Annotated in this window: 18 protein-coding genes, 5 tRNA genes and 1 other RNA gene; 2 read left to right on the forward strand and 22 right to left on the reverse strand. The window is 29.1% G+C overall.

All coding sequences use genetic code 11. From position 1 onward, the window contains the following. Nucleotides 1–52: 52 nt before the first annotated feature. From CQA44_RS05280 to flgB, 19 genes are all read right to left on the reverse strand, one after another. Complete coding sequence (locus tag CQA44_RS05280) at nt 53–8,707, reverse strand: DNA-directed RNA polymerase subunit beta/beta' (RefSeq protein WP_115546249.1); 8,655 nt, start codon at nt 8,705–8,707, stop codon at nt 53–55. 151 nt (nt 8,708–8,858) lie between these two features. After that, nucleotides 8,859–9,239, reverse strand: a complete 381-nt coding sequence (gene rplL, locus CQA44_RS05285; RefSeq protein ID WP_115546250.1) for a 50S ribosomal protein L7/L12 — start codon at nt 9,237–9,239, stop codon at nt 8,859–8,861. A gap of 25 nt (nt 9,240–9,264) precedes the next feature. After that, complete coding sequence (gene rplJ, locus CQA44_RS05290; protein WP_115546251.1) at nt 9,265–9,744, reverse strand: 50S ribosomal protein L10; 480 nt, start codon at nt 9,742–9,744, stop codon at nt 9,265–9,267. A 108-nt stretch (nt 9,745–9,852) separates the two neighbouring features. Next, entirely contained in the window at nt 9,853–10,554 is a 702-nt protein-coding gene (gene rplA / locus CQA44_RS05295; protein WP_115546252.1) for a 50S ribosomal protein L1, read from the reverse strand. 12 nt (nt 10,555–10,566) lie between these two features. Next, complete coding sequence (rplK, locus tag CQA44_RS05300) at nt 10,567–10,992, reverse strand: 50S ribosomal protein L11 (RefSeq protein WP_115546253.1); 426 nt, start codon at nt 10,990–10,992, stop codon at nt 10,567–10,569. 15 nt (nt 10,993–11,007) lie between these two features. Beyond that, on the reverse strand, nt 11,008–11,538 hold the full coding sequence (gene nusG, locus CQA44_RS05305; protein ID WP_115546254.1) for a transcription termination/antitermination protein NusG: 531 nt from the start codon (nt 11,536–11,538) through the stop codon (nt 11,008–11,010). Nucleotides 11,539–11,547: 9 nt separating this feature from the next. Beyond that, nucleotides 11,548–11,727 (reverse strand): preprotein translocase subunit SecE, encoded by a 180-nt coding sequence (gene secE / locus CQA44_RS05310; RefSeq protein WP_115546255.1) that lies wholly within the window; start codon nt 11,725–11,727, stop codon nt 11,548–11,550. 90 nt (nt 11,728–11,817) lie between these two features. Then, a tRNA-Trp gene (locus CQA44_RS05315) sits at nt 11,818–11,893 on the reverse strand. A 34-nt stretch (nt 11,894–11,927) separates the two neighbouring features. After that, nucleotides 11,928–12,086, reverse strand: coding sequence for a 50S ribosomal protein L33 (gene rpmG / locus CQA44_RS05320; RefSeq protein WP_115546256.1), 159 nt, complete (start codon nt 12,084–12,086; stop codon nt 11,928–11,930). A gap of 15 nt (nt 12,087–12,101) precedes the next feature. Continuing rightward, a complete protein-coding gene (gene tuf / locus CQA44_RS05325) occupies nt 12,102–13,301 on the reverse strand; it encodes an elongation factor Tu (RefSeq protein ID WP_115546257.1) in 1,200 nt (399 codons plus the stop codon). Between the two features lie 50 nt (nt 13,302–13,351). After that, nucleotides 13,352–13,426, reverse strand: a tRNA-Thr gene (locus CQA44_RS05330). Between the two features lie 69 nt (nt 13,427–13,495). Beyond that, nucleotides 13,496–13,572 (reverse strand) — tRNA-Gly (locus CQA44_RS05335). A 16-nt stretch (nt 13,573–13,588) separates the two neighbouring features. Next, nucleotides 13,589–13,674, reverse strand: a tRNA-Tyr gene (locus CQA44_RS05340). 46 nt (nt 13,675–13,720) lie between these two features. Continuing rightward, nucleotides 13,721–13,796: transfer RNA gene (locus tag CQA44_RS05345), tRNA-Thr, on the reverse strand. Between the two features lie 97 nt (nt 13,797–13,893). Next, nucleotides 13,894–15,021, reverse strand: a complete 1,128-nt coding sequence (locus tag CQA44_RS05350; RefSeq protein ID WP_115546258.1) for a CCA tRNA nucleotidyltransferase — start codon at nt 15,019–15,021, stop codon at nt 13,894–13,896. Then, nucleotides 15,005–16,864, reverse strand: a complete 1,860-nt coding sequence (locus CQA44_RS05355; RefSeq protein ID WP_115546259.1) for a penicillin-binding protein 2 — start codon at nt 16,862–16,864, stop codon at nt 15,005–15,007. Before CQA44_RS05355 ends, CQA44_RS05350 begins: the two co-directional genes overlap by 17 nt. 7 nt (nt 16,865–16,871) lie before the next feature. After that, nucleotides 16,872–17,123 (reverse strand): flagellar hook-basal body complex protein FliE, encoded by a 252-nt coding sequence (gene fliE, locus CQA44_RS05360; RefSeq protein WP_258864910.1) that lies wholly within the window; start codon nt 17,121–17,123, stop codon nt 16,872–16,874. Between the two features lie 72 nt (nt 17,124–17,195). Further along, the gene (flgC, locus tag CQA44_RS05365) at nt 17,196–17,690 is read right to left on the reverse strand and encodes a flagellar basal body rod protein FlgC (protein ID WP_115546260.1); all 495 of its coding nucleotides are present in this window, start codon (nt 17,688–17,690) and stop codon (nt 17,196–17,198) included. A 16-nt stretch (nt 17,691–17,706) separates the two neighbouring features. Then, a complete protein-coding gene (flgB, locus tag CQA44_RS05370) occupies nt 17,707–18,138 on the reverse strand; it encodes a flagellar basal body rod protein FlgB (protein WP_115546261.1) in 432 nt (143 codons plus the stop codon). A 140-nt stretch (nt 18,139–18,278) separates the two neighbouring features. Between flgB and CQA44_RS05375 the strand changes: the two genes are divergently transcribed. Then, nucleotides 18,279–19,442 (forward strand): FtsW/RodA/SpoVE family cell cycle protein, encoded by a 1,164-nt coding sequence (locus CQA44_RS05375; protein ID WP_115546262.1) that lies wholly within the window; start codon nt 18,279–18,281, stop codon nt 19,440–19,442. Between the two features lie 3 nt (nt 19,443–19,445). After that, nucleotides 19,446–20,075 carry an FAD-dependent thymidylate synthase gene (gene thyX / locus CQA44_RS05380; protein ID WP_115546263.1) on the forward strand — a complete coding sequence of 210 codons (630 nt, stop codon included), beginning with the start codon at nt 19,446–19,448 and terminating at the stop codon, nt 20,073–20,075. Nucleotides 20,076–20,095: 20 nt separating this feature from the next. On the opposite strand, the gene ssrA is transcribed toward thyX, so the two are convergent. The 3 genes from ssrA to traF (CQA44_RS05395) all read right to left on the reverse strand — a co-directional run bounded on the left by ssrA (nt 20,096) and on the right by traF (CQA44_RS05395) (nt 23,418). Next, nucleotides 20,096–20,474: a transfer-messenger RNA gene (ssrA, locus tag CQA44_RS05385) on the reverse strand. Between the two features lie 55 nt (nt 20,475–20,529). Further along, nucleotides 20,530–22,248 (reverse strand): conjugal transfer protein TraF, encoded by a 1,719-nt coding sequence (gene traF / locus CQA44_RS05390; RefSeq protein ID WP_115546264.1) that lies wholly within the window; start codon nt 22,246–22,248, stop codon nt 20,530–20,532. 12 nt (nt 22,249–22,260) lie between these two features. Beyond that, nucleotides 22,261–23,418, reverse strand: coding sequence for a conjugal transfer protein TraF (gene traF / locus CQA44_RS05395; protein ID WP_181881793.1), 1,158 nt, complete (start codon nt 23,416–23,418; stop codon nt 22,261–22,263). Nucleotides 23,419–23,435: the final 17 nt, after the last annotated feature.

Consider the following 23,435-nt stretch of genomic DNA (forward strand, 5'->3'; position numbering starts at 1 on the left):
GGATTCTATAAAATAAGACCTTTTATTTTACTTAAAACAAACATACTAAAATTTATTTTGTATGTCTTTTTAATTTAAATAAACTATCTTTATAGATTCCTGTTCCAACAGGCACCATTCTACCTAATACTACATTTTCTTTTAAATCTTTTAAGGTGTCTATTTTAGCAGCAATAGATGCCTCTGTTAAAACCTTAGTAGTTTCTTGGAATGAAGCTGCTGATATAATACTGTCACTTGCAATTGCAGCCCTTGTAATACCTAATAAAATTGGTTCAGCAATACTTGGCTCACCACCTAACTTTATTTTACTATCATTTTCTTCTTTAAATAATCTCTTACTTACAATATCTCCCTCTATAAACCTAGTATTACCACTATCGATAATTTTTACTTGACGAAGCATCTGTGATACAATAATTTCAATATGTTTATCTGCTATGGTAACACCCTGTCTGCGATAAACTTGTTGAACCTCACTAATGATATATTTATGAAGCTCTTTTTCTCCTAAAATTCTAAGAATATCGTGACTTGAAACAATACCATCAGTAATACTTTCACCTGAATGGACAAATTCTCCATCATGAACTAAAATCTGTTTATTCTTATCAATTAAATATTCACTAACTCTACCATCTTGAGATGTAATAATTAATCGCTCTTTTCCTCTTAAAGTTTTACCAAAACTAATTATTCCATCAATTTCAGCTAAAACTGCTGGATCTTTTGGTTTCCTTGCCTCAAATAGTTCAGATACACGAGGTAAACCACCTGTAATATCTTTTGATTTTACAAGTGCCTTAGGAGCTTTTCCTATTATGTCAGCTGTATAGACATTATCACCTTGAGATACTGTAATAGAAGTTTTTGGGTCAATTGGATACCTATAAGCATTACCATTTTTATCAGTTATAATAATTGCAGGCTTATATCCTGATGGCAAGTATTCATTTACAACCAAATTACTTTGTCCTGTAATATCATCAATTTGTTCTGTAACAGTTAATCCTGAAATAATATCTTCAAAGCTAACCTCTCCATCTACATCAGAAATTACTGGAGTAGTATAAGGATCCCATTGTGCTATTACTTTTTGTTCATCATTTTCAGGTTTGGATATTATAGTATCAATATCAACATTACTGTTATCATCTACCTGCATAATAGAACCACGAGCAAGATAATGCCTAGTAGCTTCTCTGTCATTGTTATCAGCAATAATTGCAAAAATTCCTTTTTCTGTTATTTTGAAACCTTTTTTGATATTTCTAACTCGCTCTAAAGTGCTACCAACTAATCTATAAATTTTTAAAATACCTTTTTCTTTGGAAATAATTTTTTGTGCAATTGGTGAATTATCTTCAACATTCAATTCACTAGCATAAGGGATTCTATGTGGGACATTCCAACCATCTTTGATAATCTCAACAATACTTCCATCTTTTTTAATATTATATCCATTGCCGTGTGCTATAAAAAGTTTACCTTCAATTTTACCGCTAACTCCGGCTAACTCATTAGGCTTTGCTACATCACTTCTTCTAATAGTAAATCTTGCAGTTTCTTTTTTACCAATTATACTAACAACAGTTTCATCGTGAATATTTTCAACCTTAACAACACCATCAAATGGAGCTTTTACTTTTGGCTCTATTAATAATATAGCAGCATTTCTTCTATTTGCAATAATATTTTTACCCTGTTTATTTTTATATGTTTTAATGTTGTAATATCTAATAAAACCTTCTTTTTCTGTGATAATTTGTCTTTCTTCTTGAGATCTTGATGCAGTTCCACCAACGTGGAATGTTCTTAATGTTAGTTGAGTTCCTGGCTCACCAATAGATTGAGCTGCAATTACACCAATTGCTTCTCCTATATTTACCATTTTTCCATCACCAAGATTTAATCCATAGCATTTAGCACAGATTCCATTGTCTGCTTTACATGTGGTAGCTGCTCTTATTGTAACAGACTTTACTTCAGCTTCTTTAATTTTTCTAGTCATACTTTCATTAACTAGAGTTCCCTCAATTAATAAAATTTCATTTGTAATAGGATCAATTACATTTTCAGCTAAAACTCTACCTATAATTCTTTCTTCTAATGGTTCTATTAACTCACTACCAACTGTTATATCAGTTATTTCGACCCCTTCGTGAGTTCCACAATCTTCCATTGTAATTTTTACATTTTGGCTAACATCAATCAATTTTCTTGTTAAATATCCTGCATTTGCAGTTTTAAGAGCAGTATCTGCAAGACCTTTTCTAGCACCGTGCGTAGATGTAAAATACTCTAAAACATTCAATCCTTCTTTAAAGTTTGAAATAATAGGGGTTTCTATTATAGTTCCATCAGGTTTTGCCATCAATCCTCTCATAGCAGAAAGCTGCCTAATCTGTGCAACACTACCTCTAGCTCCAGAATCTGCCATCATATAAATTGAGTTAAACCCATCCTTGTTAGATTCTATAAGTTTCATCATATCTTTACCCATATTATTGCTGGTATCAGTCCAAATATCAATAATTTTATTATATCTTTCTTGTTCTGTTAATAATCCACTATCAAATTGAGCTTGTATATTTTTGACTTTCTTTTTAGCTTCATCTACAATAGATTTTTTATCACTAGGAACAATAACGTCATAGGCAGATATAGAAATTCCAGCTTTTGTAGCATATGTGAATCCTAAATCTTTTAAATCATCTAAGAATCTAGCCATAATAGACATACCGTTTTCTTTATTAACATAATCAATTAAATTGCTAATATCTTTCTTTTTCATTACTCTATTCCATAAATCTATCGGAACTCCATTTGGAAGTAATGAATAAAGTATCATCCTACCTGCTGTTGTATAAATTAATTTATTATCAATATAAGTTCTAATTTTTGCATTAATATCTAATTCGCCACTATCAATTGCTATTATTATTTCATTAATATTGCCAAATAATTTATGTTGTCCTCTTACATCATTCTTTTCTAGTGAAATATAATATAGTCCTAAAACCATATCTTGGCTAGGTGCTACAATAGCTTTTCCACTTGCAGGAAGTAAAATATTTGTTGAACTAAGCATTAACACCTTACATTCAGTAATTGCCTCTTGTGATAATGGAACATGAACTGCCATTTGATCTCCATCAAAATCTGCATTAAATGCAGAACAAACTAATGGATGAAGTTGAATAGCCTTTCCTTCTATTAATTTTGGATGAAACGCTTGTATACTTTGCTTATGGAGTGTTGGTGCCCTATTTAATAGCACAGGATAGCCTTTAACTATATCTGATAAACACTCCCAAACTTCATCACTTTTTTGCTCTATCATTTTATTTGCTTGTTTTAATGTTGTAGCATAACCTTTTTCTTCTAATTTTGCCAATAAATGTGGTTTAAAAAGCTCTAAAGCCATATTTTTAGGCAATCCACATTGATCCATTCTTAAGTTTGGTCCTACAACAATCACGCTTCTTCCACTAAAATCAACTCTTTTTCCTAATAAATTTTGTCTAAATCTACCCTGCTTACCTTTGATAATTTCAGAGAGTGACTTAAGAGGTCTTTTATTCGCACCTTTTACAGCATTTGCATTTCTAGCATTATCAAATAAAGCATCTACTGCTTCTTGGAGCATTCTTTTTTCATTTCTAACTATAATTTCAGGGGAATCTAACTCCATTAGTCTCTTTAATCTTTGATTTCTATTAATAACTCTGCGATATAAATCATTTACATCACTAACTGCAAACTTTCCTCCATCAAGTGCTACTAAAGGTCTCAAATCAGGTGGTAATACAGGCAATACAGTTAGCATCATATGTTCTGGTTTTGACTTTGAGTTTATAAAGCTCTCAACTACTTTCAATCTCTTTGCAATAGATTTCTTTTTAGCATCAGAATTAGTATTTTTAATATCTTCTTTTAGTTTTTTTAATAGCTCAATAATATCTAATTCCTCTAATAATTCCTTTACCGCTGCACCACCCATTTCAGCAATAAAATTTGTATGTTCAAATCTTTGATATAGTGCATCATATTGCTCTTGATTTAATACATCATATCTTTCTACTTTTTTTGTCTCCTCATTATCATAATAAGCATCTCCGGGATTTTTAACAATATATGCTTCATAATAAAGGACTCTTTCTAAATCTTTCATTTTCACACCAAGTAGAGTCCCTATCCTACTTGGAAGTGAATTTACATACCAAATGTGTGCCACAGGAGTTACTAGCTCAATATGACCCATTCTGCTTCTTCTAACCTTAGAGCTTGTAATCTCTACTCCACATTTTTCACATACCATAACAGTATCTTTAAATCTTTTCTTTTTATATTTACCACAAATACATTCATAATCTCTAACAGGACCAAAAATCTTTGCACAAAATAATCCATCTCTTTCTGGTTTTAATGTTCTGTAATTGATTGTTTCTGGTTTTTTAACCTCTCCATAGCTCCAACTTCTTATAGTCTCTGGACTAGCTAAAACTAATTGTAGAGATGAAAAATCTTTTTTTGATTTTTTTTCTTTTGTATCATTATTATCAAATAACGGAATTTGCTCATTATGTTTATCATACATAATAACATCTAATGCTAAAGATTGTAATTCTTTTGTTAATACATAAAAAGTTTGCGGAATTTCAGATTCTCCAACAGGCTTATTACTAGTAATTGATTTATAAGCATTATACCTACCATCTATATCATCAGATTTTATAGTTAGCATTTCTTTTAATGTATGAGATGCTCCATAAGCCTCTAGTGCCCAAACTTCCATCTCACCAAATCTCTGCCCACCAAATAATGCTTTTCCACCAACAGGCTGCTGTGTTACTAAGGAATAAGGACCTGTGCTTCTTGCATGAACCTTCTCATCGACTAAATGGTGAAGTTTAAGAATATACATATATCCAACATTTACTCTTTCTTTCATTTTTTCACCAGTTTTACCATCATATAATTCAGTTTTACCATCTAAATCTATTTTTGCTAATTCAAACAGCTTTATAAAAGTGCTTTCATCAACTCCTTCAAAAACAGGAGTGGCAAACCTTACTCCTTTGCTCCAATCTCTAGCATAATTAGTTAATTCTTCATCATTTAGATTTTTGATAAAATCAATAATTTCATTTTGATTAGCTATTTTTGCTATTTGAATTAACTTATCTCTTAGAGAATTTATAAAATTACTTTGATTTGAATTAAAAATATCTTGTATTTGGTTTCCTAACTTTTTACCAACTAATCCTAAATGTGTCTCTAGAATCTGCCCTATATTCATACGAGATGGCACGCCAAGAGGATTTAAAACAATCTCTACACTCTCTCCATCAGAGGTATATGGCATATCAACTTCAGGAACGATAGTAGAAACTATACCTTTATTTCCATGTCTTCCTGCCATTTTATCACCAACTTTTAGTTTTCTTTTTGTAGCAATATAGACTTTTACTTTTTTTACAACGCCACTTGGTAAAATATCATCTTTTTCTAAAATAGAAATTTTTTCTTGATACTCATCACTTAAAATTTTCTTTTGGTTTAAAAAATTATTTTTTATTTGCTCATATTTATTTTGTATAGTTTTAGAATAATTTTTAATAAGGTTATTTAAAGTAAATCTATTAACAGATGAAATATCATCTTTTTTTAAAATATCACCTTTTTTATAATCTTTATCATTAACTTTTACATTAGATGATAACTTTTCTCTACCTAAAAGAGAAATAACTCTAAGCATTTCCTCTTTATCAAGCATAGCAATTTTATCTCTATGCTCACTTTCAAGGAGACTTTTATCATCTTCATAAGCTTTTATTGCTCTAGCATCTTTTGTGTATCCTTTTTTTGTAAATATTTTTACATCTATTACTACGCCCTCTAATGAAGGTGGACAATATAAAGATTTATTTACAACATGACCTGCTTTTTCACCAAAAATAGCTCTTAAAAGACGTTCTTCTGGAGTAGGTTTAGCTTCACTTTTTGGAGAAACCTTACCAACTAGAATCATACCCCCTTTAACATATGTTCCAATTTTAACAATACCACTCATATCTAAGTGTTCTATTTCTTCTTCTTTTACTTGAGGTATATCAGAAGTTATTTCTTCTGTTCCATGTTTTAATTCTCTTGCTTCTATTTCTTTTTCATAAATGTGAATAGAAGTAAAGGCATCTTCTCTAATTAGTTTTTCACTAACAACAATCGCATCTTCAAAGTTATATCCATTCCAAGGCATAAATGCAACTTTAATATTTTTTCCCAATGCAAGTTCACCTTTATCCATACTCGCACCATCTGCAATTACTTGATTTTTATAAACTTTATCACCTTTTTTTACTATCGGAGTTTGAGAAAAACAAGTATTTTGATTTGTCCTTAGATTTTTCTGTAATGAATAATGGTCAATATATGCACCACTTTCATCTTCACCCATAATATAAATATTTCTACTATCTACAAGCTCAACAATACCATCTCTAATTGCTTTTGTTGCTTCATATGAATCTCTTGCTACTATACTTTCAATACCTGTCCCAACAATTGGTGCATCAGGTTTTAAAAGCGGAACTGACTGACGTTGCATATTTGAACCCATTAAAGCTCTATTTGCATCATCATGCTCTAAAAATGGTATTAATGAAGCTGCCACACCAACTAACATTCTAGGATTTAAATCTATTAAATCTACTTTACTTTTTTCACTTAAAATAATCTCCCCATCTTTTCTAGCTTCAATTAAATCCTCTATTATTGTATTATTATTTAATTGAGTACTAGCAGGTGCAATAACTAAACCCTCCTCCTGTGCAGCTGTAATATATACTATTTCATCAGTTACCTTAGAATTTACTACCTTTTTATAAGGAGCTTCAATAAAGCCTAAATCATTAACTCTAGTAAATGTAGATAAAGTATTTATAAGACCAATATTCTGACCCTCTGGAGTTTCAATAGGACAAATTCTACCATAGTGAGTTGGATGAACATCTCTTGCTTCAAAACCAACTCTCTCTTTTACTAAACCACCCTCACCAAGTGCAGAAAGTCTCCTTTTATGAGTGATTTCAGAAAGTGGATTCGTTTGATCCATAAATTGTGATAACTGCCCACCTGTAAAGAACTCTAAAATTGTGCTAGTAATAGTTTTAGAGTTAATTAACTCATGAGGCATAATATTTTCGTGATCAGTACTTGTGCTAGCTAATTTATCTCTTATTGCTTTTTGCATTTTAATTAAACCTGTATGAAGTTCATTTGCTAAAAGCTCTCCAATAGCACGGATTCTACGATTACCTAAATGGTCTCTATCATCGATTCTACCAATACCATTTTTAACTTTAATTAAATACTTAATGCTTTCAATAATATCTTCTCTAGTTAAAATCGTAATATAACTAGGAACATTAAGTCCTAATTTATGATTCATCTTCATTCTGCCAACTTTTGTTAAATCATACCTTTCAGTATCAAAGAATAATTGTTGAACAAAATTCTTAGCAACTTCTTTTGTAACGGGATCTCCTGGTTTCATAACTTTATAGATTCTAATAGCTGCTAGATCATTTTCATCATCTATTTTTTCAGTTTGTTTTAATAATTTTAGAGATTCTATATCTGTAAGTAAAGAGTTAATGATAGATGAATCACAACCTGGTGCATCATCATTTATAATCTTAAATTTATTAACCTTTAATTCACTTAATTTTTTTAACTTAATATCATCAATTTGAGTTAAAGTGTCAAATATAATTTCACCATTTTTATCAATAATAGGTTCTGCAAAATATTTACCATCAAGTACTTCTTTTGGGTAAACAATCCAATCTAATCCATTTTCTTTTAATTCATTTGCTTTTTTTAGTGTAAGTTTTTTATCTTTTTGTAAAATTAATTTATCTTTTTTATCTTTAATATTAAAACCAATCTTTCCATTTACAAAATAATCTGGATTGAATGGTATGAAATAAGTATCTTTTTCACGCTTTACATCAACTAATGGATAGAATATTCTAATAATATCTTGTTTATTATACCCTAATGCACGAAGCAAAATAGTAACCTGAACTTTTCTTCTTTTGTTAATTCTAACAAATAAGGTATCTTTTGTATCGTATTCAAAATACAACCAAGAGCCTCTATCTGGTATAATTTGACCCGTATATATTAATTTATTTGATGAAGTAGTAGATTCCTCTTCTTTAAATATTACACCTGGGCTTCTATGTAATTGATTTACTACAACTCTTTCAACACCATTAATTATAAATGAAGTTTTAGGTGTCATAAGAGGAATCTCTCTAACATAAATACTTTGTTCTTTTACATCTTGAATTCCTAATTTTTCTCCTGTTTTTTCATCTTTTTGCCATAAAATAAGTCTAACTTTAATTTTAAGTGGAATTGAGTATGTAATACCTCTCTCCATAGCCTCTCTAACCGTATATTTAGGCTTACCATATTCACAGCCTACATATTCAAGAGTTAGCCTATTTTGAGTATCATGTATTGGAAATACTGACTTAAAAACTTTATGTATGCCACTTTCTTCTGGATTTTTAGTGCATACAAACGAATCATAACTATTTCTTTGCAATTGCAGCAAATCTGGAATGCTTAATTCCTCTTGTGATTTAACAAAATTTAACCTTAGTCTATTTCCTGATTTAATTGTTGTTGGCATAGTTTGAACCTCTATTAGTAAGTTTATTTTGATATTACAACGGCTATCTTTAAATTTAAAAATAACAGTTGAAATACTTAGTGATTTATCACTTTATTTAAGTAGAAGTTTAAAAACTTCTACTTAATCTTTAAATAATCAAAATAAGGTATTATTTAATCTCTACCTTTGCTCCGGCTTCTTCTAGTTTTTTCTTAATATCTTCAGCTTCTTCTTTGCTAATACCCTCTTTTAATGTATGAGGAACCTGTTCAGTGGCATCTTTTGCCTCTTTTAAACCAAGACCTGTTACTTCTCTAACTACTTTAATAACATTAATTTTTTTAGCACCACTATCTGTAATAATAACACTAAATTCTGTCTTTTCTTCAGCACTACCTGTTCCAGCTGCACCTGTTCCAGCTGCACTTGCTACAATAGTAGGCGCAGCACTAACACCAAATTTATTTTCAAACTCTTTTACTAACTCTGAAAGTTCTAATACTGAAAGATTAGAAATATATTCTAAAACATCTTCTTTTGTTATAGCCATTTTTTACTCCTTAATTTTTGAATTTTTAACTAGCTTCTTTTTGTTTTCTAAGATTATCAAGTCCTGTTACAAAATATCTTGCAGGCGCAGACCACACAGATAATAACATACCAATTAACTCTTCTTTATTTGGTAATTTAGAAACGGATTCTATATGTTTAGAATCTACAATTATACCGTCAAAAAAGCCTAATTTAATAATAAATTTATCTTTATTGTTATCTGCAAATTTTTGAACACTTTTTGATAAAGATATTTGATCCTTGCTCCAAATAAAAATATTTGTGTCTTTTAAAGATACTCCATTAATATTTGCATTCTTAAATGCTATATTTGCAAGTTTATTTTTTATAACTTGAACTTTTGCATTGCATTTAATAGAATCTCTTCTTAGAATTTCTAAGTCTTTTACACTTAATCCTTTATAACCACAAATTATGATATTTGTGTCTAAAAAGCTAGAACTAAGATGACTAACAAGATCAATTTTATTCTGCTTTGTCATTATTTCCTCCTTTCAGACTAGACCTATACAAGGACTTTACAAATAAAGAATTAAGAAAAAATTCCCTTGTAGTCTCAAGTCTAAGATAAATGAAAAAATACTTAACTACTATTTAATATCAACCAATTCTTGAGAATCTATTTCTAATGATGGACTCATAGTAAGAGAAATTGATGTTCTTCTAATATACTTACCTTTTGTGCTAGCTGGCTTAAGTTTATTAATACTTTTAATTAATTCAATTAAATTAGCTTTTATTTTATCCGATTCAAAACTAGCTTTTCCTAGAGGAGCATGTATATTTCCTTTTTTATCGACTCTAAAGTTAATTTGACCGCTTTTAGCATTATTTACAGCGGTAGCCACATCCATAGTAACTGTTCCGGTTTTTGGATTAGGCATTAAACCTTTTGGTCCTAAAATTTTACCAACTTTACCAACCATAGCCATCATATCTGGAGTTGCTATAACCATATCAAAATTTAATTCACCATTTTTTATAGAAGTAACTAAATCTTCATCACCAACTATATCAGCACCAGCATTTTTTGCCTCATCAGCTTTAATGTCCTTTGCAAAAACAGCAACACGAATTTTCTTTCCAGTCCCATATGGTAAAACAACTGCTCCACGAATCATTTGGTCTGCATGTCTTGGATCTACACCAAGTCTAATGGCAATTTCAACGGTCTCATCAAACTTGGCAGATGCTAAAGTTTTAATTAAAGTAGTAGCACTATCTAAATCATAGATTTTACCTTTTTCTATTTTTGAATGAAGACCCTGTAATCTTTTAGCTATTTTTTTCATAACAACTCCCAATTAATCAATTATTTCTATACCCATACTTTTAGCACTACCTAGAACTATCTTTTTTGCAGATTCCAAATCGTTTGCATTTAAATCTTCCATTTTAAAAGTAGCGATAGATTCTAATTGCTTAGTAGTAAGCTTTCCAACTTTATTTTTTAAAGGATTATCCGAACCTTTTTTAACATTACTTTCTTTTTTAATTAAGTCGGTTACAGGTGGTTTTTTTGTAACAAAAGTAAAACTTTTATCTTGATAAATTGTAATAATTACTGGTATATTAAAATCACCCATATCCTTAGTTTTTTCATTAAATGCTTTGCAGAATTCCATTATATTAACACCTCTCTGTCCTAAGGCTGGACCAACAGGTGGAGAAGGATTTGCCTTCCCTGCAGGAATTTGAAGCTTTAATTCACCTACTACTTTTTTTGCCATTACATCCTCCTATAATTAAATTATCTTTTCTACTTGCGAATCTGGAATCTCAATTGGAGTATTCCTGCCAAAAATTGAAATATTTAACTTCAATTTTCTGTGCTCCATATCATACTCTTCAACAGTTGCGGTAAAATTTAAAAATGCCCCATCAATAATACGCACAAATTCACCGGGATAAAACGATACTTTTGGTTTTGGTGCGGCTCTATTATTTACCTTTTCCAAAATAACATCAATATCTTTTTTATTAAGTGGAGTTGGTTTTTTAGACTCACCAATAAATCTACCAACTCTAGGTAAAGATTGAATCATATGCCACAATTCTGTGCTTAAATCTATTTTAATAAAAACATATCCGGGATAAAGACTTCTCTCAGTTATCTTTCTTTTGTTATTTTTAAATTCTACTATATCTTCTGTGGGCACAACTATTTGTTCCATTCTATCTAGCATCTTGGTTTCTTTTAATAGATTTTCTATTGCTAATCTCACTGATTTTTCACTACCAGAATATGTCTGAATTGCATACCATTCTAATGCCATTTTAAAACCTCACAATATACTAGATACTATTGCATCAAGTATTAAATTTACTAATGCTAGAAATAAAGTTACAATACTTACCACAGCAAAAACTGATATATGTGCACTTCTTATTTGCTCTTTTATTGGAAATATAACTTTATCTAGTTCATCTTTTGCTAATCTATAAAATGTAACTAATTTTTTCATAGAATCTCCGTATTAAAACATATAGTTATACCTACTTGTGCTTAATGAATTTTCATAATTAAAAATTGATTATTAAACAAATTATAAAATTGGCAGGCCAGGAGGGACTCGAACCCCCAACAGTCGGTTTTGGAGACCGATGCTCTACCATTGGAGCTACTGACCTAAATATTCTAGAAGATAATATCTTCTAGAATAAATCAACTCTTTAATTTTACCTCTTTGTGTAAAGTATGTTTGTTTAATCTTGGGCAAAATTTTTTGAGCTCCAGTTTTTCTGTATTTGTTTTAGAATTCTTTGTAGTACTATAATTTATATCACCACAAACAGAACACTTAAGACCAATTTTTATTTTCATAAAACTTCCCTTTTACTATTTGATAATTTTAGTTACAACACCTGCACCAACTGTTCTACCACCTTCACGAATAGCGAATCTTGTTCCTTCTTCTAGTGCTATTGGATTTATTAATTCAACTGTAATCTTAACATTATCACCAGGCATTACCATTTCTACACCTTCTGGTAGCTTAATAGAACCTGTAACATCTGTAGTTCTAACATAAAATTGTGGTCTATAACCATTAAAAAATGGTGTGTGTCTTCCACCTTCATCTTTTGAAAGAACATAAACTTCACCTTCAAAGTTTGTATGAGGAGTAATTGAACCCGGCTTACAAAGAACCATTCCTCTTTCTACTTCTTCTTTTTTTGTTCCTCTTAAAAGAACGCCAACATTATCACCAGCTTCACCTCTGTCAAGCTCTTTTCTAAACATTTCAACACCAGTAACCGTTGTTTTTTGTGTAGCCCTAATACCAACGATTTCAATTTCATCACCTACTTTAACTACTCCTCTTTCAATTCTTCCTGTAACAACAGTTCCTCTACCTGCAATTGAAAACACATCTTCAACAGGCATTAAGAAAGATTTTTCAGTATCTCTTTGTGGAGTTGGTATAAATTTATCTACTTCTTCCATAAGTTTTAAAATTTTTTCTCCCCACTCACCTACTTTACCTGTTTTTGCCTCTTCTAATGCCTTAAGTGCAGAACCAGCAACTATCGGAGTATCATCACCAGGAAATTCATATTTATTAAGGAGCTCTCTTACTTCCATTTCTACTAATTCTAATAATTCCGCATCATCAACCATATCTTGTTTATTTAAAAATACAACTATGTATGGCACACCAACTTGGCGAGATAATAATATATGTTCTCTAGTTTGTGGCATAGGACCATCAGCTGCAGATACAACCAAAATTGCTCCATCCATCTGTGCAGCACCTGTAATCATGTTTTTTACATAGTCTGCATGTCCTGGGCAATCTACGTGAGCATAGTGGCGATTTTCTGTTTCATATTCAATATGAGAAGTAGCAATTGTAATACCTCTTTCCTTTTCTTCTGGTGCATTATCAATATTGTCATAATCTTTTAATTCTGCAAGACCTTTAAGAGATAATACCGCAGAAATAGCAGCACTAAGAGTAGTTTTTCCATGGTCAACATGTCCAATAGTTCCAACATTAACGTGTGGTTTATTTTTGACAAATTTCTCTTTTGCCATAATATTTCTCCTTATTTAAATTTAAGTATGTAATAAATCATCAAAAAAACTGGAGCCCACAAGCGGGATTGAACCGCCGACCTCTTCCTTACCAAGGAAGTGCTCTGCCACTGAGCTATATGGGCAAAATAACTATATCATTTTATTAAATAGAGAGATGAAAAACAGCTCCCAGTTATAAAATAATAGTTTTTTGGAGCGGGAAACGGGGCTCGAACCCGCGACCCTCAGCTTGGAAGGCTGATGCTCTAGCCATCTGAGCTATTCCCGCATCACTCATTTAAAAATGGTGGTGAGTCGTGGATTCGAACCACGGAAGGTAAAAACCAGCAGATTTACAGTCTGCCCTCGTTGGCCACTTGAGTAACTCACCCAAAAACACTAAAAACCGGTAAAATCACTGATTAAAGTAAGTGTTATGGAGCTGGTTAAGGGACTTGAACCCCCGACCTGCTGCTTACAAGGCAGCTGCTCTACCAACTGAGCTAAACCAGCAAAATGTTTAAAAGTGTGTATTCTACTACAATAAAGAAATGATTGTCAAGCAAAATAAAGTATAATTAAAAGTTTTTATGTATTTTTAAATAAAACTTTAAGTTTTATTAACCTCATTTAATAAGCTATTTTTATCATTTGAAATATTGTTAGATAACATTTTTATTAAAAGATTTTTTTTAATAATCTTAATATCTATTCCAAAATATCCTAATTTTTGTAAATCAAATCCATTAATTTTTAAATCTTTGCTTAAATTCTTATATGAAAAAGCTTTTTTAAGAAGTCTATTTTTTTTATTTATAGAGATTTTAATTTGTAATGCAATAAAAATATATTTTAACTCAAACTCACTTCTTAATGTAGCAAATAATTTTAATCTTTCTTTGATTGTTCTTTTAAAAGCTAATCTTTTAAAAATTTTTTTTATCAACCTTATTTCTTTATTATTAAACAATTCCATATTTTTAAAAATTAAAAATGATGAATATATTCTATATTTTTTTGAGATCTTTTGAAATTTTTTAGGAATAATATTTATATCTAAAATATTATATTTTTTGATTAATTTTAATGCTTTGAGGACATTTTGTCCGACAAGAATTTTATTTATTTCAATAAGGATTCTTTCTTTTTTTAAATTGTTTATTAATTTTTTTTGCTTAATTATAGACTCTAAAGTATCATTTGATAAATTAAAACTAAATTTAGAAATGAGACTAAAAGCCCTTAATAATCTAATTGCATCTTCTTCAAATCTATCATTTGGATTCCCAATAGAACGAATAATTTTGTATTTTAAATCATTTAAACCATTAAATTTATCAATCAATCTATGCTCAAATATATCATAAGCCATTGCATTTATGCTAAAATCTCTTCTTTTTAAATCAACTAAGATATCCTTTTGAAAAAATATTTCTTCTGGATGACGATTATTTAGATAATTGCTTTCACTTCTAAAAGTTGTTATTTCACATAAGATTCCATTAAATATAACACTTATTGTGCCATATTTTTCGCCTACATTAAAAATTTTATAATCACGCAAAATATATTTAACTTCATTTGGTAAAGCAGAAGTGGTAAAATCAAAATCATTTGGAATTTTATTCAAACAAAAATCTCTAACACTACCACCAACTAAGTAAATCTTAAAATTATGTTCTAAAAAAAGAGTCGATAATTGATAAATTTGATGTGGAAGATTAAATATTTTTTTCAATTTTCTTTAAGTAACCCTCTTCCAACAATGCCTCAATAACTCTTTTAGCTATTGGAGCTGCTGTTTGTGAAGCATAATAGCTATTTTTAGCACTAGATTCAAAAACTACTACACCTATTGTGTAATTTGAATTATTATCCTTAACAAAGCCAAAAAATGATCCTATATATTTATCTTTATATTTTCCATTTGTAGCTATTCTAGCTGTTCCTGTCTTACCACCTATAATTAGTCCATCAACTTTTGTTTGTTTTGCAGTTCCTGATTTAACTGTTTTAATTAATGTTTTATTTATGGTATCAGCAGTATATACACTAAGAAGAGATATTTTATTTTGAGAAGAATTAATATCTATTTTTTTATTATGAGATGTTAGTGTATAATCACGCACATAAGGGTTAATTAAATACCCACCATTTGCAAATACTGCATAAGCTCTAAGCATTTGGATAAATGTAGCCCTCATACCATATCCATAAGATACACTACCTTTATAAACATACGAATTAAATGTGTATTGTGATGGAATAATTCCACTTTTTTCATATGGTAAATCGATATTTGTAGGAAGTGAGAATCCAAATGCAACAAGAGCATTATGATAAGTTTTAGCATTTAATCTTTGTGCCATTTGTGCCATACCAATATTACTTGAAAAAACTATGATGTTTTCTGCACTTGCATATTTTTGCTTTACACTATCTTGAATAGTATATTTCCCTAGCTTATAATATCCATTATATAAATTAAAAATTTCATTTGGATTGACTAACCTCTTTTCTAAAAGTATAGAATAAATTATTGGCTTCATTATACTTCCGGGTTCAAATGATAACTCTACAAAACTAGAATTTAATTTTGAATAATCATCTTCTTTTATATTCTTTGGGTCAAATCTGTTAGATGAAACTAAACTTAGTATTCTGCCTGTATTAGAATCTATAATTCCAACAGCAATTTCTTTAGAATCTAATTCCATAGAAACACTATCAACAATATTTTCAATTTTTTTTTGTAGTTTTAAAGGGATAGTTAAAACAATATTTTTACCATCAATCTTTTGCTTAATTGTTGCATTTTTCTGTAAAACTATATTAAATCCTATATCTCTATCTCCTTTATAGATACCATCTTGTTTTGATGTTAAAACATTGTTATAAGATTTCTCTATACCTTTTTCACCTTTTGGTTTAGTATAACCATCAGTTTCAAGCTTATTGGTATAACCCAATATTGGCTCTAATATATCTTTATACAAATAATCTCTACTCTCGCCACTAATTTCAATACTCAAACCAGACTTTGGAATTACTCTGCCATTTTCTTCATATGAACGAAAAATACCATATTTAATTAATTTTTGATTTAGATGTTTTAGGTTTAATGCAGTTTTTGGATTTAATTTATAAGATAAAATAATATTACCCTTACCTGATAATTTATCTTTCAGGTAATCCTCATCCATACCACTATAAATAGATAAAAGCTTAATAAAAAATTCCATTTTATCTGGGTCAATACTATTTTTTAAAATACTAACCTTGTAGAGGTTTTTACTACTAGCTAAATTAAAACCATCACTACTATATATTGTTCCTCTTTGTGCTACCTCTTTCTTAGATATTTCTAAAGTAGGGAGTTTCCTATCTGAAGTTACATTTATATATAAAATAAAAATAAATAAAATTAAAAAAAATGTAAGAAATAAAAATAACGCGATTATACCATTAGAACGGTCTATATGCTTTACTTCTTGGCTGATATTGTCTTTATTGTGGCTTAACTTACTCGTAAAATCTTCATCAAAATTTATATTAAAATCTGAATCACTATAATCTTGCATTTAAAAATTAAATTTGTGTTCTTAAAATCTCTTTATAAGCGTTAATCGCCTTATTTCTGACTTCAAGCATTACTTTCATACTTGTTTCTGCCTTACCTATTGCTATTGCAGCTTGATGTAAATCTTTTATTTGTCCAGTCGCAACATCACTCAATGCCTGTTCGGAGGTTTTTTGTTCTGTATTTACTTCATCTAAAGCTTCTTTCATAGAATCCATAAAACTTTTTGTAGGAACATTATTGTTGTTATTGTTTTGGATTGAATTAAGTCCTAAATTGCTAACTTTTAGAGCATCTATTTTTATATCTGCCAAGATAATCTCCTTAAAAATTTATGCTTGAAACATAATTATAGCATTATTTGCCATATTTTTTGCACTTTGAAATGCTGCAACATTTGCTTGATAAGCTCTAGTTGCTTCTATTAAATCGGCCATTTCTACAATAGGATTCACATTTGGATATGCTACATAGCCATTAGCATCAGCATCAGGATGTGATGGTTCATATTTCATAATAGGTTCTCTATCATCTCTAACTATTTTATCAACATATACACTCATTATACTTGGTTTTGGTTCTTTATCATAAAATCCCTCATTTAGAGGGTCTTCATATTTTAATAAATTATTTTCTTTTCCTAATTTTTTATTTAATTCTTTATTAAAATCAAAAGCTTTAAAAATAACTTCTCTCCTCCTATATGGACCACCCTCATCTGTTCTAGTAGAACTTGAGTTTGCAATATTTGAAGAAATTACATTTATCCTAAACCTTTGTGCAGATAAGCCATATCCGCTAATATCAAAACTACTTAAAAATGCCATTGTTACACCTTATTAATTAAATATTTTTCGAAGATTCCATTGCATAAGAAAAAATACCTTTATGCTTTTTGCTAGCGTTAATTAAGGCATTATACATTACTGAATTTTTACCCAATTCGCTTGTTTCTACATCAAGATCTACGCTATTACCATCATTTTTTGCCAAATGTCCATCTCTATAAAATATACTAGGATTGGTTTTACTAAAATCAATAGGTTTTAGATGCCTTGGATTTGTCTGTGCTAAATCTAGTATTTTGCTTTTTTCATTTTTAAATATCTTATTAGCTTGATTTGTTAAATATGTTTCAAAATGAATATCTTTAGGGCGATAAAATGGAGTAGAGATATTTGAGATATTGCTAGATATTAAATCCTGCCTTAAAGATCTATAATCAAGTGCTTTATTTACTACTCCATAAGATTTACTGATATCAAAAATAGCCATTTATATTCCTTAGAAAAAGTATTAAATTGGTTAAAATATAAGCAATATTTATTCCATCAAAATAATTTCTTTTGTTTTTAGTAAAAATTGGTAGAATACAAAATTATTTAACTATCAAAAATTTATAGGGAATCTTTTTTGTGGCTGATAAAAAATTATTTTTTTATGTAACTTTCTTATTATCTTTTAGTGTTATAATATGTTATTCACTTAGTGCTTATGCTATTGATTATTATGGCTATGGAGAATTTCATTTCCTAATTAGACAATCTATTGCAGTAATAATTGGAATCTTAGTTATATGGATTCTATCGCAGATTCCAGCAGATAAATTAATTATAAAGCTTGGTTTTTTTATTCTTATATCATCAATACTTCTACTTGTTGTTATGCCATTTTTACCAGAAAGTCTTGCAAGTAGTGCGGGTGGAGCAAAAAGATGGATTAGACTTCCGGGCTTTTCCCTAGCACCTTCAGAGTTTTTTAAAATAGGTTTTATAGTATTTTTAGCGTGGAGTTTTTCAAGAAAATTTGTAGGACAAGAAAGAGATAGTTTATTTAGTGAGTTTGGAGCATTTATTCCATATATTGTATTTTTTAGTATTGTTGCAATTTTAATTGTTGTTATGCAAAATGATTTAGGACAAGCTATACTAATGGCAATAATTCTTATGGTTATGCTCCTTTTTGCAGGTGGAAGTAAAAAATTAGCAGGTATGTTACTTGTATTGGCTTTTTCGCTTGGTGCTTTAGCAATAGTAACTAGCGAGCATAGAATAAATAGAATAAAGACTTGGTGGGGAGGAACTCAAGATCTAGTTCTATCAATATTGCCTGAACAAATAGCTCAAAATATGAGAATAGAAAATACTCCTGAACCATATCAAATATATTATTCAATATCTGCTATTAATAATGGAGGCTTTATTGGATTAGGTTTAGGAAATGGTGTTATAAAGCTAGGTTTTTTAAGTGAAGTTCATACAGATATTGTTCTAGCAGGATTAAGTGAAGAATTAGGATTAATTGGACTTGGAATATTTATAATAATTTTTATTTTAATATTGCATAGAATCCTAAAAATAGCAAATAGAACTACAAACAATATATATTCTTTATTTTGCATAGGAGTTTGTGTAATGTTTGGATTTTCATTTTTAATAAATGCTTTTGGTATAACAGGAATAATTCCAATTAAAGGTATTGCTGTGCCATTTTTAAGCTATGGTGGAAGTGCAGTTTTGGCATCTTGTATAGCCATAGGAATGGTGTTATCAATTAGTAAAACTATAAATAAGGATTAATAAATGAATGTAACACTTTTAAATTACACCCCATTAAATATTTGTAGTAATGCAATTAGAACTTGTTGGCAGAGTTTTGATAAAAGTGATAATGGAGGTGAAAGAGATTTAGAGCTAATAGATAGAGTTGGTAACAAATATAAACATTCAAGCACTTTAGAACATTTATATTATAACTTTTACATTAAAGGAATCTCTAGAGCTTGTTTGCAAGAGCTTAGTCGTCACAGAATGGCAAGCCTTAGTGTTAAATCTAGTAGATATACTCTAAAAGAGCTAAAATATGAAAAACCTTTTATTCCTATTAATCAAGAAAACATTGAACGAAGTAAAAAATTTATAGTTTTTATTGACGATGAATTAGTAGATAATGCCTCAATTAATGCTTTAGAAAATCTAAGAAATATTTTGTCAATCAATAAAAGTAATGATATAGCAAAATATTGTATGCCAGAATCTTACAAAACAGAATTAACTTGGAGTATCAATGCAAGAAGTTTGCAAAATTTTATATCATTAAGAAGTTCTAAGAGTGCATTAAAAGAAATTAGAGAATTATCAATTTTAATATTTCATAATCTTCCAAATGAACATAAATTTATATTTAAAGAATATATAAATAGTGTAGATTAAATTAAAGGAAAATTAAATTTTGGTGGAGCTGTGGGGAATTGAACCCCAGTCCGAAAATAATAAATTAAAAACCTCTACATACTTAAAGAAAGAATTTTAAAAATCTTTTTATATGCCAATAAAATTCTAAATTAACATATAAGCAATTTAGAAAAAAAATAATTTATCACACTCTAAATACTTGAGATAAATATATCTAGTTAAGTTAAGGATTTAATAAACCACTAGAAAATTTAAAAATCCTGCTCCGAAAAGTTTAAATTAAACTTACGCAGCTCTCGCATAAGCTGGAGCTAATTGATTTTTGTTTGCATTTAAATTTAATGATATTTTTACAGTGTTATCAAACTGATATGCAATTTTTAACCGCCTATTCCCGTCGAACGCCAAATCAGCCCCAAAAATACAAGCAAAAATGGCTATAATTCTACAAAGTTATTATATAAATGTCAAATTACCACTGAAAATTTCCCCCGATTCTAACATCAAAATAATTTGGAAGTTTAATCTTATTAGCAAAATTAACCATTTTTAAGCTTGATTGAACTGATATATCAATAAAATGAAATATATTAACACCCGCTGTAAAAATAGTGCCATAAGGATTATTCCTTATATTTTTCATAGCACCAAATCTTAAATTAATAAAATTAGCATCAAATATTACACCGCCACCGACCATTTGATTTTTACTACCAAACTCTAATGTATCATTAGGATATAAATCTATATCAGCCAGAAATGTAAATTTCCATACTTCGGCACTAATTCCTGCACGAAATTGAGGATTGATTTTATATTTGCCTATGGAAGTTTTAATAGTAGGAGCATTGAGATTCTTACCAACTATACCTAAAGAAAACCAATCAATAGTATATAAAGCTCCTAAGTCAATACCAAATATATGGGTTTGTTTCATGTTTTTGTTGAAATCAAAATTTATATCAATATTATTAAAATCAATTTTTTGATTATTGTTAAAACTTAATGCATTGATATATTTTATACTACCGCCAATGTTTAAATCACCAGCAGCAAGAGGAATAGTATGTCCATAAGAAATAGGAATCTCCGATAATATAATAGCATTTGCATATAAAATATGATTTGCATTTTTTGACATAATAGAGGAGTTATTAAACTCATTTTCTCCACTAGTTTTATCTAATGTAGAAAGTATAATTTGCCCCTTATCTGTATATACCTTAAAATAGTTGCTATTGCCATCAATAATTATTTTATTATGAGTGTTATCTAAGTTAATACCTGCAATAGAGTGCATATTCATCATTATTCCCATACCAATAGCACCCCTATTTTTCGAACCAGATATATGATATACAAAACCATTACTTGAATTTATTGTAAGTTTATTTTTATTAATAGTATTAGCAATTGTAAAGATAGCATCAATAGCTGGGCTAACACCTTTACTAATTCTAATATTCATATCTTTAAGGATAGTATTTATATTTGTATCACCATTTTTAATATTATCAAGAAAATTCTCAATATTATTAGTATTAACATTATCAACTATGTTTCCTAATATTTCCAATCCAATATTATTTGGATTATTTTGTTGTGTTGTATTTATTGCATTTTGTAAATCTTTTTTAATTTTTCCTAAAATATTAATTTTATCATCTGATTTTTTTAGTACATCTAGAGCGTCATTTAAAGTTGGATTGCCAACATTATTACAAGTTAAACCAAAATCATTACATATGTAATTTGCTAAATCACTATCATTACCATTCATAACACCCGTTAAATTGCCAAGCACATCACCAAAAACACCAAAATTACTAAAATTCCAATTTGAAACATTAAATGTAGATGCCCTTCTTGTTGAAATATTAATATTATTAACAATATTATTCCCTTTAAATACATTACTTACTACATTCGGTAAGTCTTTTAAAGCATCAATATCCATTGAAGTTAGGTTTATTATATTATCATCAATATATCCTGTATTAAAGCTATAAGCAATATTATTTTTTCTATTTAATCCAAGCAATGCGGGATTATAATACATAGCCCAACTATTTTTCCTATAAGCAACCCCTGCTCCACCAACACTTGCAGGAATATTACCCATATAGCCAAACTCTAGGGCATATAATAGGTTAATAAACAACGCACTAGCAATAAAACTAGTCTTTTTCACATTAAATCCTCACTAGAAGCTAAAACTGCCACCTAATTTTACACCAAACTCGCTAGGTATTTTTGAATTATTAACTTTTATTAATTTTGTATCTGAAAACACAGACAAATCAATAAAACCAAATCCAAGACCGCCTGATATCAGCCAACCTTCATTATTATTTTTTAATATATCCTTAGCAAAACCAAATCTAATATCAACAACCCCTGCATTTACCATAGCTCCAAGACTAACATATTGCACTTTATTTCTACTAATATTTGTATTAAAGCCACTAAATTCATAATTAGGTTTTAAATCAGCATCAAGTGCTATGGTAGTTAATGGAATTATTCTAGTTGAAATTCCAATTCTATATTGAGAATCTAGTTTTAAATTTTGAGATTCTCCTAAATCTATGGTCTTTAACTTTGGATTATTTAAGTTTTTTGCTACTATACCAATAACTATATATTCCATAGGAGCTGCGTATGCCAAACCGACATCTACACCAAATGTATTTGTTTTAACCCCACTACCAGATTTAAAAATATCCTTAAAAGAATCCATTACAGCAACACCTGAATCAAGTTTATTTTTATCTGCACTATGTCCTGAATAAATATATTTCAAATTACCACCCAAATAAAAAGTTCCAAATCCACTATAAATTTGCATAGTATAACTAACAGGGATTTCAAGTATATCTAATCTATTTGTAACAATATAAGCATTATTTACATTATCAATATTTGTAGTTCCTGCATTAATATTACCTGTAAAATTTATAACACTTCTTTTTGTATAAAATACTCCAACTCCAATACTTGATGATATATTTTCTGTTAATATTAATGGCACTTGTAAAGCTATGCCATTTTCTGAAGTCATAGATAATCCATTATTAGTCAAAATATCATTTAATAAATCAACACTAGAAATGTTTGACAAATTGATATTAGATAAATCACTAATTCTATTTTCTTTTATTCTTATACCAAAAGAATAACCTATCTTAAAATTATTATCGACTCCTTGCATTGCAGGGTTATAATAAAGACCCCAAGCAGATTTACTAACAGCAACTCCACTTCCTCCCATACCAAAACTTTCATTACCCATATAGCCAAATTCAAATGCACTTAGATTTAATAAGCTAATAAATAATACTGAAAAAACTTTTAATTTCATAAAAAACCTCATATTAA

This window comes from Helicobacter sp. MIT 14-3879 (assembly GCF_003364125.1).

Bases quoted from the DNA above. Each gene is read 5' to 3' on its own strand.
- CQA44_RS05280 (WP_115546249.1), bottom strand. From the start codon at position 8,707: ATGCCAACAACAATTAAATCAGGAAATAGACTAAGGTTAAATTTTGTT.
- rplL (WP_115546250.1), bottom strand. From the start codon at position 9,239: ATGGCTATAACAAAAGAAGATGTTTTAGAATATATTTCTAATCTTTCA.
- rplJ (WP_115546251.1), bottom strand. From the start codon at position 9,744: ATGACAAAGCAGAATAAAATTGATCTTGTTAGTCATCTTAGTTCTAGC.
- rplA (WP_115546252.1), bottom strand. From the start codon at position 10,554: ATGAAAAAAATAGCTAAAAGATTACAGGGTCTTCATTCAAAAATAGAA.
- rplK (WP_115546253.1), bottom strand. From the start codon at position 10,992: ATGGCAAAAAAAGTAGTAGGTGAATTAAAGCTTCAAATTCCTGCAGGG.
- nusG (WP_115546254.1), bottom strand. From the start codon at position 11,538: ATGGCATTAGAATGGTATGCAATTCAGACATATTCTGGTAGTGAAAAA.
- secE (WP_115546255.1), bottom strand. From the start codon at position 11,727: ATGAAAAAATTAGTTACATTTTATAGATTAGCAAAAGATGAACTAGAT.
- rpmG (WP_115546256.1), bottom strand. From the start codon at position 12,086: ATGAAAATAAAAATTGGTCTTAAGTGTTCTGTTTGTGGTGATATAAAT.
- tuf (WP_115546257.1), bottom strand. From the start codon at position 13,301: ATGGCAAAAGAGAAATTTGTCAAAAATAAACCACACGTTAATGTTGGA.
- CQA44_RS05355 (WP_115546259.1), bottom strand. From the start codon at position 16,864: ATGCAAGATTATAGTGATTCAGATTTTAATATAAATTTTGATGAAGAT.
- flgC (WP_115546260.1), bottom strand. From the start codon at position 17,690: ATGGCATTTTTAAGTAGTTTTGATATTAGCGGATATGGCTTATCTGCA.
- flgB (WP_115546261.1), bottom strand. From the start codon at position 18,138: ATGGCTATTTTTGATATCAGTAAATCTTATGGAGTAGTAAATAAAGCA.
- thyX (WP_115546263.1), top strand. From the start codon at position 19,446: ATGAATGTAACACTTTTAAATTACACCCCATTAAATATTTGTAGTAAT.
- traF (WP_181881793.1), bottom strand. From the start codon at position 23,418: ATGAAATTAAAAGTTTTTTCAGTATTATTTATTAGCTTATTAAATCTA.